Raw genomic sequence first — 15,238 nt, forward strand, 5'->3', positions numbered from 1 at the left:
GGAAGCCACTGACAGCAATGCGCGACCATCCGATTTCCCCGGTTACAGAACCCCTCCAGTACCGGGCGATCGGTGTTGTTAGGGGTATCTACCGACCGGAATCCGAGGATCAATTGACCCGGGGAGTCTTGATTGATTCCGATGGCAATGAATTAGAGACTGTCGTTCTTGGCAGGATGCTGACTCTCATGCGTCGTCATCTCGACATGACAACGCCCCACCTTTGGGTGGTGTACCCCCGCTGCCGTGAGTCTGAGCAGCTGCATCTTCAAATTGCAGGGATTTGGGAGCCGAGCACGCTAGCGACAGCTGAAACCTCGGAGGCCTCGGCATCCGAGGTCCAGGACCCGTTGGATCAACTGCCCGAAGGCGACGATTTTTTCTCGATTCGCGGGGAATTGATTTTCACCAAGCCAGAAGCCAATGAGCTTGTGGTGAAGGTGCGGCAGCAGCCTCGCGCTGACGGATTCCGCCCGTTGCCGTTCAAAGTTCAGCTCACTGGAGAGCTGCCCCTCGAGCATCTAAGACATTTCGTCAGTTTGGATGTGCGACGTCAAGGACAGCTCCTCGCCGTAGAGGCTGTGGAAGTGATTGCACCGATGCCGACGCGAGGCGGAAAAGGTCGGGAGGGTTCCCGTAAGGGAGGTGCTCGTTCCCGACCTGCCAAGACCTGATGCCCTCTTCCCCCACCTTCAACACCACGGCCGGTGTCGCGGTGGCCAGTGCCACCGGGTTGGCTGTGTTCGGACCATTGATCGGACTGTCGCCGGCTTGGATTGCTCTCGGCTTGGGAGGGGCCCTATTGGGCCTCACCGTCGATGCCGCTCAGTTGAATGGGATGGGAGGTCACCTGTTGGCGGAATCCCTGCCCGGCGGACGCAACAGATTGCGCAGAGTCGCGTTTCACGAGGCAGGTCACTGGTTGGTGGCCCAAGAGGAGAATCTTGAGGTCAAAAGGGTTCTTGTCGGAACCCGTGGCTGCCTGAAGGCGGGGTTGCGCTGTAACGGTGTCACTGAATTTGCACTGCCCGACCGGGCCCGGTTGTCTCTGGAAGACTTGCGTCGCTGGAGCCGCGTCCTTCAGGCCGGGATGGCTGCAGAGACATTGCTCGAGGGACCCCCTCAAGGTGGTGAAGATGACAGGGCTTTATTGGGACGCATCTGGGGCGTGTCAGGACAAGATGTCGACACGGCTCAGCGCGAGCAACGACGGGCACGTCGGGAGGTGGAGCAGCTTCTGCGTTCGCGGCGAACTGAGATTGAATCAATCGCCGACAGGTTGCTGGACGGCATGCCACCAGAGCCAGCATGAGTGCGCTGGTCATTGATTGTCCAACGGGGCTTGCCGGGGACATGTTGTTGTCGGCACTCCTGGATTTAGGAGTGCCCGAGTCGGTTGTGCATCAGCCCTTGCAGGCTCTTGGCCTCGCCAAGGCCTATGCACTCAACGTGGAGGAATCCAAGAGTGGTGGCTTGCGTGGTCTTCGGCTCACGGTGAGGAGCGAGGAATCCAATCCACCCCATCGTCGCTGGTCAGATTTACGCCAGTTGATCTCGGATGCTTCGCTCTCACCTTCCCTGAAAACCAAGGTTTTGCAGGTGTTTCAGGCCCTGGCTGATGCGGAAGCCACGGTGCACGGCTGTGCTCCAGATCAGGTTCATTTCCATGAGATCGGGGCCATCGACAGCTTGGTGGATGTGATCGGCGTCTGCGCTGGAATTGAGCACCTTTCCCCGGGTTTGATTTATTGCACAGCACCCCCAGCAGGCCACGGACGGGTGACGACGGCCCACGGGGTGTTGCCTGTTCCAGTTCCAGCGGTTCTCGAATTGGCAAAGCGCCATCAGCTGCCGCTCCTCACCGGGGAAAATTTCCCTGCGGCTGAGCTCACCACGCCCACCGGTCTGGCCTTAATGGCGGTGTTGGCAGATCACTTTCATCGTCCCTCCAGGATGGAGGTTGAAGCCGTTGGCATTGGCCTTGGCCATCGGTCTTTGGACCGTCCCAACCTGCTGCGCATGATGCACATTCGTGATGCGACCAGAACAGAGCCTGGTTGGCAGGAGCTTGTGGTGCAGGAGGCTTGGATTGACGATGCCACGGCCGAAGAGCTGGCAAGCCTGGCTCAGCACTTGCGTTTGGCTGGTGCATTGGACGTGGTTCAAGGAGCCGTGTTGATGAAAAAGCAAAGGCCGGGTACTGCTGTGATGGCCCTAACAACACCAAATCAGGCTGCGGCCTTACGGCAGGTGTGGTGGCGCCATAGTCCAACCATCGGCTTAAGGGAGCGAGAACAGGGGCGCTGGGTGTTGCCCCGTCGTTGTGGGACAAGCACCACCCCTTGGGGGATGATTCGCGCTAAGCAGACGCGCCGTCCAGATGGGACCTTCACCTTGAAGTGGGAGCAAGATGAGCTCCAGCGCGTCTCTGCTGAGGCTGGTCTCACCGTGATGGAGCTTCGGGAGCGCCTTTCTCGCGAGACACTTGCTTTTGTGCCCGAGGAGGACTGGCAGTGTTGAAACGGCTTTCTTTGCCAGGTGGTTTACGGCTTTGGATCACCCTGTTGACCCTCGCCTTTGTGGGTGCGGCGTTGGCGAGCCATGCCACAGGATTGCGTGCCCTCACCATCAGCCGACAGGGATGGTGGTGGTTGTTATTGGGGCTTGGTTTGAGTTGGCTCAGCTTGGTCGTCAATGCCCTGGCTTGGAAGGTCTTGGTGATTTGGCTCGGACATCAACCGGAGCGCTTGGCCTTGGTGCCGCTCTATCTCCGAAGCAACTTGCTCAAATATTTGCCTGGTGGCATCTGGCATTTCCTTGATCGGTTTCGTGCTCTCCGGCCTGATCTTGGTGGCGGCAAGGCTTTGGTTTCGGTGTTGATGGAGCCCATGGTGATGGCCGTTGCTGCGTTGCTTTGGGTGCCGTTCGGTGGGTTTCAAAACGGTTTGGCGTTGCTCTGCGTTCTTCCTTCTCTGCTGCTGCTGCCACGTTGGCGGGAGCCTTTGTTGCGACGGTTGGAGACCAGCAAGTTGCGTCAGCTCAATCGAGTGGACCCAGGCACGACGACCTCCATTGAGGATGAGGATCTGGGCAGTGGTCGAGCGTCGTACCCCTGGTGGCCCCTCGTCTCCGAACTGCTGTTTGTTCTCTGTCGATTTGCTGGGTTTTGGTGCTGCTTGCAAACGTTCGGACTCGTGTCTGGGCAGCCCCTAGGCCTTTGGCTTGCGGCCTTTGCCCTTGCCTGGACGGCAGGTCTGGTCGTTCCTGCTGCTCCTGGAGGGTTGGGGGTGTTTGAGGTGGTTCTGTTATTTCGTATCGGCACGATTGTGCCGGAGGCTCCCCTGCTTGCCGTGGCTCTTAGTTACCGATTGCTTGTCACCTTGGCGGATCTGATCGCTGCTGCTGCTGTGAAGGGTGATGCCTGGATCACGGCAAAGGTTCGCGTTTGATCGGCTGTTCTGATGGTGTGGCCTCTCCCTGAATTGCCGATTCGCTGGAAGAGTTTTCCGCAGCGGTTTCCCAAGCATCGGATAATTCCAGTGGCATCTCTGGAAAAGCACTAGGAACAGGTGGTCAACGGCAGGTTTGTCCCTGGTTGGATTTGTGTGACCCCATTGCTTTGCCGAAGAATTAAGTCTCAGTTGTGTGGTCGAGGCCTGGCACCAGGGCTGCTGCAGCAATGAGGCCGAGTCCAAGGATCATCAAGGCAGGCCAAAGCGCTGCCGCAAGCCGCTCGTCGCTCGCATATTGAAAAACGCGCACGGAAAGAGTGTCGAAATCAAAGGGGCGAAGCGCGAAGGTCAGCGGAAGTTCCTTCACCGTGTCCACAAAGACAAGCAGGGCACCGACCGCGAGCGGGCCCCGCAGCAGGGGAATGTGAATGCGACGGAGCACATCCGGCCAGCGACAGCCCAGGCCAGTGGCTGCCTCGTCCAGGCTGGGTGACATGCGTTCCAAGCCGGCATCAAGTCCCCCTTTGGCAACGGCAAGAAAGCGATCGCTGTAGCCCCAAAGCAACAGCAGGATGGGTGAGAGCTGCCAGGGCCCACCGATGAGGAGGAGGGCCAGAGCGAGGACGGCCCCTGGGATCGCATACCCGAGCCCCGCGAGAAAGGTCAGGCTGTGCATCCAAGGGGCAGTGGTCCAGCGCTTTGTGATCGCCAGGAGCAAGGCCGCTGCTAAGGCCAAACCTGCCGCGGCAAGGGCGAGCCCAAGACTGCGCAAGGTCAACAGCAACAGCTCTGGTTGTAAACCGGTTTGAAGTTGATCAAGGTTCAAGCAGGCCCAGATCAAGGGTGTACCAAGACTGAGAAACGGGGGAATGAATCCCAAGGCCTGAGCGGCCAAGGCTCTCGTTCCGGTGAGAGTCCAATTCGGGGATTCTCCACCTGTGAGGCCTTCAGACCATCGACGGCTTCGACGCCGCAGTTTGCGTTCGCCGATCAACAGTCCCGTCACGATGATCAGCGTGACGAGGGCGAGTCCGACCGCTCCTGCTGGGTTCCCTTCGAGTTGCCAGGCTTGGAGAATGCCAGCGGAAAGGCTGGGAATGCCCAGGAGTTGGACGGCCCCAAGTTCGTTGACCACCTCCATTCCCATCAGAGCGATTCCGGCTCCGATGGCAGGGAGAGCCATCGGCAGAGCGATGCGTCGAAAGCTTTCCCATGGCCCCACGCCTAGGCATCGACAGGCTTCAAGCTGACGGCGTCCGCAGATGCTGAAGCTTTCAGTGCTGAGAAGGAAAACATAGGGATAGGTGCTTAAGGCCATGATCAGCACCCCCCAGCTCAGGCCATGAATTCGGATCCCATGGATGCTGCCCAGATCAACCAGCGTTGCCGCTAAGAGATACGAAGGGCTGGCGAGTGGGAGCAGCTGAGCAATCCGAAGAAGGCGTCGGCCGGGGAAGCGGCAATTGGCGAGAAGCCAGCCGTTGGCTGAGCCAAGAATGGCCCCGAGACTCGCGGTTCCAAGCAGCAGGAGCGTTGTTCCACGGATTTGGACTAGACCATCGGCTCCCAGGCTGGCTGTGCCAAGAAGGAGGCCCCTGACCCCCTCTCCAATTAATCCGCCCAGGGGAAAGAGCGCGAGCGCGGCGAGGAGGCAGGCCAAGGTCGCCAACAAAGTCCTTCCCTGCTGCCACTGGCTTTGCAAGCTCTTGCTTGTCATGAGTGGTAGCGCTCAACCACAGCGATCAACCAAGCGAGCGATGGCAATGGAGCCATTCCAATGGAGCGAGGCCAACGGCTCGGGCCTTCACAAGAAGGGAATGCAGTCATGTCCCCGTTGACGGAATGGATTCTTATTGACCTGCATTCGCACCACGAGCCTGTTGAGAACAGTACTCAAGAGTGGCTTGGTTGGTTCGGGCCTCCCAGCGATGAAAATCCTGGGCTGAGAGATGGAAGGGGGCTCAAATGATGCCGTCAGCGGCGGTAATTCCGAACAGGGATCGGTACGAGTGCGGGCTCCATCAAGCCACCGCCACTGTTGTCGTCATCGTCAGAGTTGGCCGAGTACCAAAGAACGATGCCAATCAAAATGAAACCAGTCCCGAGAAGGGTGAGTTCCAACATCGCCAACTCAAAGCTGGTGAAACTCTAATCAGTTTGATTGGGTTTCGACATCCAGGTTGAACGAAACGTGTGAAGGGGATTGGTTTAGGAAAAACCTTTGCCGGCATCTTTGGCAACGCAGGCTTGAAGTTGCCTCCTCAGGGTGCTGTGGTCCATCTCTTGACCGATCAACACCAACTGGTTTTTGCGCTGGCCATCCCACTCGCTGTCATCGATAGAAAAGCGTTTGCCAGCCAAGTGAAAAACATGGCGCTTTTCGCTTTCGTTGAACCAAAGGATGCCTTTGGCACGAAAAACGCTCTCGGGCAGTTGGTTGTCGAGGAAGTTTTGAAATTTGCGCAGGGAGAAGGGTCCGTCGCTACTAAATGACAGCGAGGTGTAGCCCTCGATGTCGAGATGGTCAGCATGGCTTTCATGGTCATGACCATGGTCGTGACCGTGATGCGCGTGCCCATGGCCGTGATGGTCATGGTCGTGATGGTCATGGTCATGGTCATGGTCGTGATCGGCTGAGTTTGCGATGCGATCGCTTTCAAACAATCCGACACTCATCAGCAGGGGCAAGGGAACCTCTCCTTTGACGGAATGGAGGATTCGGGCATCTTTCTTGATACTGCGCAGGCTTTCTTCCAACGCTTCAACGCGTTCTTTAGGCACCAAATCAGTTTTGTTCAGGAGAAGGATGTCTCCGTAAATGATTTGGGAGCGCCCAACTTCACTTTCAAAAACGCGGTCATTGCAATTTTCAGCATCAATCAGGGTGATGATCGAATCCAGTCTCGTCTGATCTCTTAATTCACTGCCCAGAAATGTCATCGCGACAGGAAGTGGATCGGCAAGGCCTGTGGTCTCCACAACCAAATAATCCAAGGGATCTGGGTGCTTCAGAATCTTTTCAACGGCTTCCAATAACTCACCATTGATCGTGCAGCAGATGCAGCCATTGCTGAGCTCCACCATGTCTGCGCTAGTGCTCACCACAAGATCATTGTCGATACCAATCTCGCCAAACTCATTCACGAGAACAGCCGTTTTGAGTCCGTCTTGATTGCTGAGAATGTGATTGAGAAGGGTGGTCTTTCCGGCCCCTAAAAATCCAGTGAGAATGGTGACAGGTGTGCCGTTGGTTTCAATGATCTGGTTGGAAGCAGTCGCTGACATGGCCGGATTTAAAAAGTTGCGGGGAGGGAGTCGATCGCTTGTGCTAAGTCGGCATCACAGCTGGACAGTCCACCAAGATCATGGGTCGTTAGCCGAATGGTGACACGGTTGTAGACATTGCTCCACTCGGGATGGTGATTGGCGCGTTCGGCCAGGAGTGCAACCTGAGTCATAAAGCCAAAGGCTTCAACGAAGGAGGGGAAGCGCCACTCTCTTTCCAGCCCATCATCAGCAATGGTCCAGGCAGGGCAAGCAGAGCGAAGGCTCCCCCGTGCCGCGTCATCGAGCAAAACGGCTTGCTTTGACATGGATGAAACCGGATCTTGGGTGTCTGAAGTTTGGTTCAGAGCCCATCCACTGGGAGAACCGACCTAATGTTTTAAAGCGTTTTGATTGCCCATGGCGATGGCCCCCTTGCTTGGTCGTTCGTCCTCTGTTCGGGTCTGGGTTGTGAGCTCACTCCTTCCCACAGCAGCGCTTGTCATCTGGGCCTGTCAGGCGCCATCCGCCTCGGCGCAGCGCATTGTCAAAAAGATCGAGAGCCGTTGTCCTTTGGGCTATGTGGACATGCTTAATGGCAAATGCACCACGCTTGGAATGATGACCTACACGGTCCAGGCCATCGACGGCCGATCGTGCCCATCCGGATGGGTGGATGTGGGAGGTGGCTATTGCCGCAAAAAATGAGTCGTTGCTTTGCCTCCCAGCAATGTCATCCCTATGGTGCCCAAAGTTGTTGCAACTTTGATGGTTCGTTTGTTTGCCCTCGGGGTGTTGTTGTCTTTGGTCGCACCCACCAACGCCTTAGCGCAGAAAAAGATCCCGAAAGCAAAGGGTCACGATCAGTGTCCCTTGGGTTACGTGAATACTCTTGGTACCACTTGCGTATCACCGATTTACTATGAAATGAGTCCAACAAATGGTGAAGCTTGCGCCTCCGGTTGGATGAATGTTGGTGCTGGTTATTGCCGGAAAAAGTAGGTCTGAACGTGAATCAACAGCCGGTTGCTTTTTGGGCCTTAAAACCGTGGTGGTGTCAGCCCTGGAGCATCGTGCTCACAGGCTGTGTCATCTCGATTGGCAGCTGGCTGTTTCTTCATCGCCTTTGGATCACGCTTCCCGTAACCATGGCGATTTTGGCTTGGTGGATGTTGTTTCTGGTGCTTGTGCCCACTGCGTACAGAAGGCAAGAGGAGATTCAACCCCTGCCTTGAACCCAATCACCACCCCGGGTGTGGTTAATTTGCTTCGCTGAAATGTGTGGGTGTCTTCACCTCAAAGCACCGGGCTGTATAGGGTTCAATCAGCGTTGGAGCCCAGATGGGATCCAGGACCACGGCCTGGGATCGGTTAGGCGATTACCTGCATCAGACCAAAATCATTGGCTCCATTGCGAGCACGCTGTACTGGGATCAAAACACCCGCATGCCCTCTGGCGGGGCTTCCTGGCGTGGAGAGCAGTTGGCGCTCCTCGCGATTCAATTGCATTCCCGGCAGAGCTCTCGGGAGTATGCCGAGCTGATTCAGGAAGCCCGTGTCGAGTGGAACCAGTCAGATCTTTCAAAGACGGAGCAGGCCGCGTGTGGTCGAAATCTTGATTTGCTTGAACAGGATCTGGCCAGGCAACAGGCCTTAGATCCCGCGTTGGTGGCAGCGTTGGCAACGGCGAAAGCCGAGGGTTACAACAATTGGCAACAAGCAAGGGCTGACTCCGATTTCGGTTTGTTTGCTCCCTCTTTGCGCACCATGATTGGATTGCGCCAGGAACAGGCACGACAGCTTGCAGAGCCGCGTAGTTGTTGGGAAACCCTGGCTCAGCCCTTCGAGCCCGATCTCACGTTGAAGCGTTTGCAGGCCTTGTTTGCACCACTTCGGCAGCGTTTGCCCGAATTGTTGCAACGAGCGGGTGGGCAGCCACGTCAGCGAGAACTCAGTTGGGATCTTCCTGAACCAGCTCAGCAACAACTCTGCGACAGGTTGTTGACCTCCTGGGGACGGGACGCGTCGATTACTTGTGTGGCGCGATCTCCCCATCCCTTCTCGATCACGCTTGGTCCAAGCGACTACAGGATCACGACAAGAGTTGTTCCAGGGCAACCGCTCTCCTGTTTCTTGGCCACAGCCCATGAATGGGGCCACTCTCTCTACGAGCAGGGCCTTCCTGATCAGTCGCATCAATGGTTCGCTTGGCCTCTGGGGCAAGCGACATCCATGGCCGTGCATGAAAGTCAATCGTTGTTTTGGGAAAACCGGGTTGCCAGAAGTCGGCCGTTCGCGCAGCAGTGGTGGCAGGATTTTGAGGCTGCCGGGGCTCCGCTCGCATCAGCAGACGCTCTTTGGAGGGCGATGAACCCGTTGGCTCCTGGTCTGAATCGGGTCGAGGCCGATGAGCTCAGCTATGGCTTGCATATTTTGATCCGAACGGATCTAGAGATTGCTTTGCTCGAGCAAGGCCTTTCGGTGGAGGAGCTCCCTGCTGAATGGAATCGGCAGTACGGGGAGCTTCTGGGCGTGACTCCCTCCAACGATGCTGAGGGCTGCCTCCAGGATGTGCATTGGAGCGAAGGACTGTTCGGATACTTCCCCTCGTATTTGCTCGGACATTTGATCAGTGCTCAGCTGAGTGAGGCGATGGCCGCAGCCATTGGTTCTCCTGAGGAGCATGTTCGCAATGGTGACGTTGCACCCTTGCTGGCCTGGCTGAGGGAGTCTGTGCATCCCGTCGGACGGGCGATGAATGCGGAACAATTGGTGCAGAGCGTGAGTGGTCGGGAGCTGACCTCTGAACCCTTCTTGCGTTACCTGGAAGAAAAACTCGCGCAACTTTTGGCTGCGAAGCGACGTTAAAGCACGCAAGCGTTACGCGTGCGGCACGGATGCGTGCTTTGGGTTGGGGGTCGGGCCCCCGTAGGATTCCGGCGCTGATCGTCCTCTCCCATGGCCAATCTCGACCAGGCTCCAAGCCGCAGCATGCCCAACCTGCTTCATGTGCTGCCGGCCTTTGCTGATGAGGCTGAGCTACGCCTCAACACCATCGTGGAGCTGAACTCCAACACGATCAACAAGTACGAGCTCATTACGGAAACAGGCCATCTCAAGCTGGATCGGGTTGGGTACTCCTCTCTGGCTTATCCCTTTGCCTATGGCTGTATTCCTCGCACTTGGGATGAGGATGGAGATCCTCTCGATATTGAGATCGTGAACGTGACCGAACCCTTAATTCCTGGTTCGATCGTGGAAGCAAGGATTATCGGCATCATGACCTTTGATGATGGTGGTGAGGTTGATGACAAGGTGATCGCCGTTTTGGCAGATGACAAGCGTGTTGATCACATCAAGAGCTTCGAAGATCTTGGTGAGCAATGGAAAAAGGAAACCACTTACTACTGGGAGCATTACAAGGATCTGAAAAAGCCTGGCACCTGCACAGTGAATGGATTCTTTGGTACTGAAAAAGCCGTAGAGATCATCAAGAGCTGTGAAGCTCGGTATGTTGCTGAGATTGATCCAAAACTTGTGGATTGATATCAGCGAGCTTCTATTGAATAGAGCGCTCCTGTTGCATGATTAGGTCAAAGCGGGGTGATGCCCCGCTTTTTTATTGTGAATTGGTGATCAAGGTTGAATTAAAAGAGGGCTAGATGAGGCTGGAATATTAAATTTCTCTCGTAGTTTGGAAACGGATTGATCAGCTTCTGACCAGAAATTAAAATCTCTAATGAGGTTTGTGTTGCAAGCCAGTCCCTTTTCATAGCCTTCCATTGCATCGTTTGGATGGAAGGCTCCTGTGGAGGATGGAATGATATCTCCAACCGTACTGAAGGCTTTTCCTAAATGAAAGTCGAGAATGACTTCTAGAAGTGATTCAAAGCCAAAACCATCGTCAAAGAGCCCAGCCTGAAAGGCTGCCACATTCATTTCTCCCTGTACATCTGTATTGAATCCTCCAAGAATGTGGCAGCAATCGTGATTTAAGAGGAATTCAGATGTGCTTTTTTTCTCCCCCGGTAGTGCCCAATTCCTATCCCGGTACCAATGGAAAACTGTGTGCCCAAGGCTGCCTTCCGGATAAGTCTCTAATTGTTGATACCGTTCAGAAACAGCCCGATCGCCGATGGCTTGGTGAAACATTGTGATAACACCTTTGATCACTTTCGGCGCTGAGTCGAGCCCCAGAAATTCGCCTAAGCTCCTGCGGCCGTAATCAATTAGAAGTCGCTTTAAGTGATTGTCTCGAACGCGATGTAGGTCTTTGATTGTTTGGGGGTGAATCTCTAGATGTTCGGCAAAATCATCCACAATCGCCACCATCCGTGGGTCGACCTTCATGTTTACATAAGGCAGAAGAATCAGGATCTGAAGGAGTTGTTCGCGTTTGCTTTTATCGGCCATCTTCTCTGATAGAGCAGCTGGCTTAATGCCATCGAGGTGGTTCAGATCGATGGACGACTTCAGAACAAAGTTCTGAATGGATTCGATCATTTCCAGGGTGATGGGCTCAAGATCTGCAACGCCTCCCATGGAGCCCACTTCCTGCATGGCTTGCAAGAACAGCTTTGCGTCTCCTTCAGACCAGGACAGTTGGTGCTTCATTTCGGCTTGGAAGCTCTGGAGTCTGGCTAGCACATTTCTTAAATCCTTAAGGTTTCACGGCTCGCAGTGTGCGGTTTTTTTTTCGCACAGTGCATACGTTGAGTCCAGTGAGTCTTGGTTGTCTGCTCATGAGTCTCAAATGCACCGCTTGTGTCCCTGGCCTCCCGGTGGCGTTGCTCGCCTCCTCTCTTCTCGTGGCGGCTCCAGCGCTGTCACGATCCCAGCCCAACCAATTCCAGCCCACCCAAGTGTCAATGGCTGTTCGCTCGCCAGTGGAGGGGCGCGTTGTGTTGGATCTGGGCCGCAGGCAAATCAGTGTTGTGCGCCAGGGGCAGACCCATGGCCCATGGCCCGTGGCGATCGGTGATCCCAAGACCCCAACACCCTCTGGGGTGTTCAAGGTCGAAAACATGATGATGAATCCTCAGTACCAGAGCACCAAGTCAGGGAAGCTGCATACCAAGCCTGGACCTAATAGCCCATTGGGCCATCGTTGGATTGGCTTCCTGCGCAGTGGACCCAATCAATTTGGTATTCATGGCACTCCCTGGCCCCATTGGGTCAAAACCAGAGCGGCCGTATCCAACGGCTGTGTGCGCATGTTGAACGCGCATGTTCAGCAGCTGTATGACCACGTGGAAGTGGGAATGGCAGTGGAAATTAAGCGTTGAAACCAGCGATCACTGGCTCCGCTCCTGTTCAAAGATCTCTTGAAGGATCTCGCCAGCTCCTTGATCTTTGAGCTTATGGGCGAGGTCTCGTCCCACCGCTTCAGGGTCGGCGATGGGGCCAGCCTGCTCGTCACGGATCAGCCGCTTGCCATCGAGGCTGGCCACCATCCCCGTGAGCTGGATGGTGTCACCTTCAATTTGGGTGTTTACGCCGATGGGCACTTGGCAACCGCCCTCAAGCACCCTCAGGAAGGCTCGTTCCGCTAAGCAGCGAGCTGCGGTTGGTGCATGGTTTAGCACTTGAATCAGCTCCATCACTTCGGGACGATCGCAGACGCATTCAATCCCTAAAGCTCCTTGCCCCACCGCATGGAGAGAGATGTTTCCGGGGATGCTTTGGTGAATTCGATCGCCGAAGCCGAGTCGGCTGAGTCCAGCGGCGGCCAAGATCAAACAGTCGTAATTGCCTGAGTCGAGTTTCTCAAGACGGGTAATAACGTTCCCGCGAACGTCTTTGAACTGAAGATGGGGGTAGTGATAGCGCAGCTGGGCTAGGCGGCGTAACGAGCTCGTTCCAACAACCGAACCCTCTGGGAGTGTCTCCAGTGTGTACTCAGCATTTTTGCTGTTCACCACTAAGGCATCGGCGGGGTCTTCCCGTTCGGTGATGCAACCCAGCATCAGCCCTTCAGGAAGATTTGTAGGGAGGTCTTTGAGGGAGTGAACAGCGATCTCGGCACGGCCCACCAGCATTTGAGCTTCCAGCTCTTTGGTGAATAAGCCTTTATCTCCGATCTTCGCTAGGGCAACGTCGAGGATTTTGTCTCCCTGGGTTGCCATGGCCTCAACAGAAATGGCGAGACCGGGGTGGGCTTTTTCAAGTTCTGCTTTGACCCAATTGGTCTGAACCATGGCCAGCTGGCTGCGGCGTGAGGCGATGCGCAGATGCTCGAGAGCCATGTTTGAGAGACTTCAGTCCGCAAGATTACGCAGACGTGCCCCCCGCTGTCACGTGCATGTCTATGAAAATTGGCATGCCTCTCAGTCGCCTTGTCAGGGCGCTCAGCTTTACGATTCAACACAGATGAGCGATTGCCATGCCAGGGCCTGTGGTTAACGGAGTTCGTAAGGACGGTCTGCCTGCTCTGGATCAGGCAACGTCGGGCAAGGAGGTCCTCCCTTTTTTGCCGCTTTTGAATGAGGGCACAATCAAATTGATCCTGTTAAGCAGCGGCGGTGTCTTGATGGCGCGGCTGAGGAACACAACCGATCCAGATGGTGAACGGGCATACCAATTGATACGTCCACTCAGTGTGATTCAAACCAGCTCTGATCAGCCTTGGCAATTGCAGCCTTATCTAGAGGGCCTGACGTCACAAAAAAATGTTGTGGTTTATAAAGCCGCCGTGGCCTCCATTCTTGATCCTGATCCTCGGCTTCTTCAGGTCTATGCACGCAACACATCCCAAGAGTGTCCGCCTTCAGAAACTCCTGTGGAACGATTGAAACGGGCTTTTCAAGAGTTCACCGAATGCATTGAGGATGAGGCATAAGCTGATATTCATAATCGTTGATTGACGAGCGTTGAATCTCAAGCCCTGGAATTTTAATTTTGAATTTCAAGCTTTAGTGTTCAAGCTCGAATGGCTTGTTGCTTTCTCAGTTATGGTTGCCAATATCCGAATCCTCTTTAAAAAGTTTTTCTAGGTCTAATTTCCCTTTTTCGGAAAGAAGCGTTTCGTAGTCGAGTTCCTTTTCGATTGACTCAATTAGGTCGTCATCGTCTGTGAGATCTGGATGAAATTCGCGATACCAGGCCAAAATTCTGTCTTCGATCTCGAAAATTGTATTAAAAAAGGGCGTGATGCTATTGAACAAGCTTTCTTGTTCGTCTTCGGACAGGGCATTGTATTGATGTTCGTGCATCATGAATGCTCGAGTGACAAGTCTTGCTTTTTTGAGTGAGTCAAGGGCCTGAAGAAAGTCGCTTGATGTACTTCTGTTTGTGTTCATTTGTTTGATAGGCTTTCAGTAAATAGCTTTTTATGATGTATGGGATGGTTGATGGTTAGGGACAATTGGTTGGTCAAAGATGATGTTGTGAGTAAAAAATCATTTTTTCTATCTAGTCATGTATTTGGGGTTTGTCTCAGGGGTAGATGCCGTGATGCATGGAGGCTCAACATGCCTTGAGTTCAACATAATGGGATCTACTTGGTTTGTTGAAAGATCTTGTTGATATGGAGTATTTGTATTGCTTGCTTTCAGTTGGCTTCACTGCACTCTGCGAGGCTTAAAATCGAATGAATGGAAAGGGTTAACCCTCCGATGATGCAGAAAATATCCGAAGCATTTTGATGCACGGCAGTAGCTGTTTGGATGTCGCCTGGGAAGCCCAGAATGGCTGAGATGAGAAAAAATAATGAGCCGAGTGCAAAAGTAATTGCAATCCACCACTCTAAACTCTGAATTTGTGCTGTTAATATTCCTCGTCCATGTCCAATTTCTACGATATGAAAATATCCAGCGATGACGAACAGAAAGCTTCCTGCGGTGTACGGAATTGTTTCGGACATAAGCCATGCCCAGTTGATTGCTTTTGGATGAAGATATGAAGAATAGCTATTGAGATTGTATGCAAGTGTCCCTATTTTTGAGCTTAATACTGCTATAAAGCTGCACGATAGATAGTCTATTTTCCCGCTTAAGTGTAGTCGATGGGTTTTGATCATCTGATCAATTTGCCAGTATGCTCCTAGCAAGAAGGCGGTCGATCCGATAACGAATAAATAGGTCGCCCCGTGAATGTTGCTCAAATCGAGAGCGCCACCAATGCTGAAAAGAATTGATCCTAATAAAAATGCAAGTGATGTTTTTACTTCAGGTAGAAAGATATTTTTTGGACTTGTTATTTGGAATATCAGCTTTGAAATATTAAGTGGTTCGTAGTATCGTCCGATTAGGGGCTTGCATCCTCTCCTAAGTCGCCTTGCTGTGATGATCTCAACTTCTTTTATGTTGGATAGTGGGTTTTGAATATTTCTATACCATGCTGTTGTGCCGTGTAGGCCATTGCGTAATGGCAGCCATGATTCGCTAGTCATCTCTGAGAAAAAGCTAATAAATCAAATTCTCTTTAATATTAGACTAAGCTCTGACGAGTTAGTCCTCGAATGGAAAAGATAGAAACTATATTTGCAATATGAATAATTTTTATCTAGCCGCCAGTTAGGTACT

At 53.7% G+C, this 15,238-nt stretch carries 19 protein-coding genes; 11 read left to right on the top strand and 8 right to left on the bottom strand.

Going from position 1 to position 15,238, the window contains the following annotated elements; translation table 11 throughout:
* Nucleotides 1-17: 17 nt before the first annotated feature.
* From DXY38_RS09815 to DXY38_RS09830, 4 genes are read left to right on the top strand one after another with little or no spacing between them, the layout of a single operon-like run.
* A complete protein-coding gene (locus tag DXY38_RS09815; protein WP_115071501.1) occupies nucleotides 18-674 on the top strand; it encodes a hypothetical protein in 657 nt (218 codons plus the stop codon).
* Nucleotides 674-1,312, top strand: a complete 639-nt coding sequence (locus tag DXY38_RS09820; RefSeq protein WP_006853430.1) for a hypothetical protein — start codon at nucleotides 674-676, stop codon at nucleotides 1,310-1,312. The genes DXY38_RS09815 and DXY38_RS09820 overlap by 1 nt, the downstream gene beginning before the upstream one ends.
* Nucleotides 1,309-2,520, top strand: a complete 1,212-nt coding sequence (gene larC / locus DXY38_RS09825; RefSeq protein WP_115071502.1) for a nickel pincer cofactor biosynthesis protein LarC — start codon at nucleotides 1,309-1,311, stop codon at nucleotides 2,518-2,520. The genes DXY38_RS09820 and larC overlap by 4 nt, the downstream gene beginning before the upstream one ends.
* Complete coding sequence (locus DXY38_RS09830; protein WP_115071503.1) at nucleotides 2,514-3,449, top strand: lysylphosphatidylglycerol synthase domain-containing protein; 936 nt, start codon at nucleotides 2,514-2,516, stop codon at nucleotides 3,447-3,449. Before larC ends, DXY38_RS09830 begins: the two co-directional genes overlap by 7 nt.
* A gap of 181 nt (nucleotides 3,450-3,630) precedes the next feature.
* Here DXY38_RS09830 and DXY38_RS09835 read toward each other — a convergent pair whose 3' ends face one another.
* The 4 genes from DXY38_RS09835 to DXY38_RS09845 form a co-directional block, all read right to left on the bottom strand.
* Nucleotides 3,631-5,169, bottom strand: coding sequence for an iron ABC transporter permease (locus DXY38_RS09835; RefSeq protein WP_115071504.1), 1,539 nt, complete (start codon nucleotides 5,167-5,169; stop codon nucleotides 3,631-3,633).
* Nucleotides 5,170-5,426: 257 nt separating this feature from the next.
* Complete coding sequence (locus tag DXY38_RS13735) at nucleotides 5,427-5,576, bottom strand: hypothetical protein (protein ID WP_170952915.1); 150 nt, start codon at nucleotides 5,574-5,576, stop codon at nucleotides 5,427-5,429.
* 84 nt (nucleotides 5,577-5,660) lie between these two features.
* Nucleotides 5,661-6,737: a GTP-binding protein gene (locus DXY38_RS09840; protein WP_115071505.1), complete on the bottom strand. Its 1,077-nt coding sequence runs from the start codon at nucleotides 6,735-6,737 to the stop codon at nucleotides 5,661-5,663.
* Nucleotides 6,738-6,745: 8 nt separating this feature from the next.
* Nucleotides 6,746-7,045, bottom strand: coding sequence for a 4a-hydroxytetrahydrobiopterin dehydratase (locus DXY38_RS09845; RefSeq protein WP_115071506.1), 300 nt, complete (start codon nucleotides 7,043-7,045; stop codon nucleotides 6,746-6,748).
* 91 nt (nucleotides 7,046-7,136) lie between these two features.
* Between DXY38_RS09845 and DXY38_RS09850 the strand changes: the two genes are divergently transcribed.
* The 5 genes from DXY38_RS09850 to DXY38_RS09870 all read left to right on the top strand — a co-directional run bounded on the left by DXY38_RS09850 (nucleotide 7,137) and on the right by DXY38_RS09870 (nucleotide 10,262).
* Entirely contained in the window at nucleotides 7,137-7,424 is a 288-nt protein-coding gene (locus DXY38_RS09850) for a hypothetical protein (protein ID WP_115071507.1), read from the top strand.
* Nucleotides 7,425-7,484: 60 nt separating this feature from the next.
* On the top strand, nucleotides 7,485-7,718 hold the full coding sequence (locus tag DXY38_RS14005; RefSeq protein ID WP_115071620.1) for a hypothetical protein: 234 nt from the start codon (nucleotides 7,485-7,487) through the stop codon (nucleotides 7,716-7,718).
* Complete coding sequence (locus DXY38_RS09860; protein WP_371411006.1) at nucleotides 7,667-7,951, top strand: DUF6737 family protein; 285 nt, start codon at nucleotides 7,667-7,669, stop codon at nucleotides 7,949-7,951. Before DXY38_RS14005 ends, DXY38_RS09860 begins: the two co-directional genes overlap by 52 nt.
* Nucleotides 7,952-8,057: 106 nt before the next feature.
* Complete coding sequence (locus tag DXY38_RS09865; RefSeq protein ID WP_115071509.1) at nucleotides 8,058-9,584, top strand: carboxypeptidase M32; 1,527 nt, start codon at nucleotides 8,058-8,060, stop codon at nucleotides 9,582-9,584.
* A gap of 90 nt (nucleotides 9,585-9,674) precedes the next feature.
* A complete protein-coding gene (locus DXY38_RS09870; RefSeq protein WP_006853418.1) occupies nucleotides 9,675-10,262 on the top strand; it encodes an inorganic diphosphatase in 588 nt (195 codons plus the stop codon).
* Between the two features lie 90 nt (nucleotides 10,263-10,352).
* Here DXY38_RS09870 and DXY38_RS09875 read toward each other — a convergent pair whose 3' ends face one another.
* Nucleotides 10,353-11,330, bottom strand: coding sequence for a hypothetical protein (locus DXY38_RS09875; RefSeq protein ID WP_115071510.1), 978 nt, complete (start codon nucleotides 11,328-11,330; stop codon nucleotides 10,353-10,355).
* 128 nt (nucleotides 11,331-11,458) lie between these two features.
* Between DXY38_RS09875 and DXY38_RS09880 the strand changes: the two genes are divergently transcribed.
* A complete protein-coding gene (locus DXY38_RS09880) occupies nucleotides 11,459-12,001 on the top strand; it encodes a L,D-transpeptidase (RefSeq protein WP_115071621.1) in 543 nt (180 codons plus the stop codon).
* A 9-nt stretch (nucleotides 12,002-12,010) separates the two neighbouring features.
* Here the strand turns inward: DXY38_RS09880 and hemC are convergent, their stop codons facing one another.
* Entirely contained in the window at nucleotides 12,011-12,961 is a 951-nt protein-coding gene (hemC, locus tag DXY38_RS09885) for a hydroxymethylbilane synthase (protein WP_115071511.1), read from the bottom strand.
* Nucleotides 12,962-13,098: 137 nt separating this feature from the next.
* On the opposite strand from hemC, the gene DXY38_RS09890 reads away from it, so the two are divergent.
* On the top strand, nucleotides 13,099-13,554 hold the full coding sequence (locus DXY38_RS09890) for a DUF6561 domain-containing protein (protein WP_115071512.1): 456 nt from the start codon (nucleotides 13,099-13,101) through the stop codon (nucleotides 13,552-13,554).
* Between the two features lie 106 nt (nucleotides 13,555-13,660).
* On the opposite strand, the gene DXY38_RS09895 is transcribed toward DXY38_RS09890, so the two are convergent.
* Both DXY38_RS09895 and DXY38_RS09900 read right to left on the bottom strand, forming a co-directional pair.
* Nucleotides 13,661-14,014 carry a hypothetical protein gene (locus tag DXY38_RS09895; protein ID WP_115071513.1) on the bottom strand — a complete coding sequence of 118 codons (354 nt, stop codon included), beginning with the start codon at nucleotides 14,012-14,014 and terminating at the stop codon, nucleotides 13,661-13,663.
* Between the two features lie 251 nt (nucleotides 14,015-14,265).
* A complete protein-coding gene (locus DXY38_RS09900; RefSeq protein WP_115071514.1) occupies nucleotides 14,266-15,105 on the bottom strand; it encodes a hypothetical protein in 840 nt (279 codons plus the stop codon).
* Nucleotides 15,106-15,238 lie beyond the last annotated feature (133 nt).

The organism is Synechococcus sp. UW179B (genome assembly GCF_900474245.1).
In the GTDB taxonomy this organism is placed as follows: domain Bacteria; phylum Cyanobacteriota; class Cyanobacteriia; order PCC-6307; family Cyanobiaceae; genus Synechococcus_C.

What these genes read in the sequence shown, in the direction of transcription:
- DXY38_RS09815 (WP_115071501.1), top strand. Translation starts at nt 18, where the DNA reads ATGCGCGACCATCCGATTTCCCCGGTTACAGAACCCCTCCAGTACCGG.
- DXY38_RS09820 (WP_006853430.1), top strand. Translation starts at nt 674, where the DNA reads ATGCCCTCTTCCCCCACCTTCAACACCACGGCCGGTGTCGCGGTGGCC.
- larC (WP_115071502.1), top strand. Translation starts at nt 1,309, where the DNA reads ATGAGTGCGCTGGTCATTGATTGTCCAACGGGGCTTGCCGGGGACATG.
- DXY38_RS09835 (WP_115071504.1), bottom strand. Translation starts at nt 5,169, where the DNA reads ATGACAAGCAAGAGCTTGCAAAGCCAGTGGCAGCAGGGAAGGACTTTG.
- DXY38_RS13735 (WP_170952915.1), bottom strand. Translation starts at nt 5,576, where the DNA reads ATGTTGGAACTCACCCTTCTCGGGACTGGTTTCATTTTGATTGGCATC.
- DXY38_RS09840 (WP_115071505.1), bottom strand. Translation starts at nt 6,737, where the DNA reads ATGTCAGCGACTGCTTCCAACCAGATCATTGAAACCAACGGCACACCT.
- DXY38_RS09845 (WP_115071506.1), bottom strand. Translation starts at nt 7,045, where the DNA reads ATGTCAAAGCAAGCCGTTTTGCTCGATGACGCGGCACGGGGGAGCCTT.
- DXY38_RS09850 (WP_115071507.1), top strand. Translation starts at nt 7,137, where the DNA reads ATGGCGATGGCCCCCTTGCTTGGTCGTTCGTCCTCTGTTCGGGTCTGG.
- DXY38_RS14005 (WP_115071620.1), top strand. Translation starts at nt 7,485, where the DNA reads ATGGTTCGTTTGTTTGCCCTCGGGGTGTTGTTGTCTTTGGTCGCACCC.
- DXY38_RS09865 (WP_115071509.1), top strand. Translation starts at nt 8,058, where the DNA reads ATGGGATCCAGGACCACGGCCTGGGATCGGTTAGGCGATTACCTGCAT.
- DXY38_RS09870 (WP_006853418.1), top strand. Translation starts at nt 9,675, where the DNA reads ATGGCCAATCTCGACCAGGCTCCAAGCCGCAGCATGCCCAACCTGCTT.
- DXY38_RS09875 (WP_115071510.1), bottom strand. Translation starts at nt 11,330, where the DNA reads ATGAAGCACCAACTGTCCTGGTCTGAAGGAGACGCAAAGCTGTTCTTG.
- DXY38_RS09880 (WP_115071621.1), top strand. Translation starts at nt 11,459, where the DNA reads ATGAGTCTCAAATGCACCGCTTGTGTCCCTGGCCTCCCGGTGGCGTTG.
- hemC (WP_115071511.1), bottom strand. Translation starts at nt 12,961, where the DNA reads ATGGCTCTCGAGCATCTGCGCATCGCCTCACGCCGCAGCCAGCTGGCC.
- DXY38_RS09890 (WP_115071512.1), top strand. Translation starts at nt 13,099, where the DNA reads ATGCCAGGGCCTGTGGTTAACGGAGTTCGTAAGGACGGTCTGCCTGCT.
- DXY38_RS09895 (WP_115071513.1), bottom strand. Translation starts at nt 14,014, where the DNA reads ATGAACACAAACAGAAGTACATCAAGCGACTTTCTTCAGGCCCTTGAC.
- DXY38_RS09900 (WP_115071514.1), bottom strand. Translation starts at nt 15,105, where the DNA reads ATGACTAGCGAATCATGGCTGCCATTACGCAATGGCCTACACGGCACA.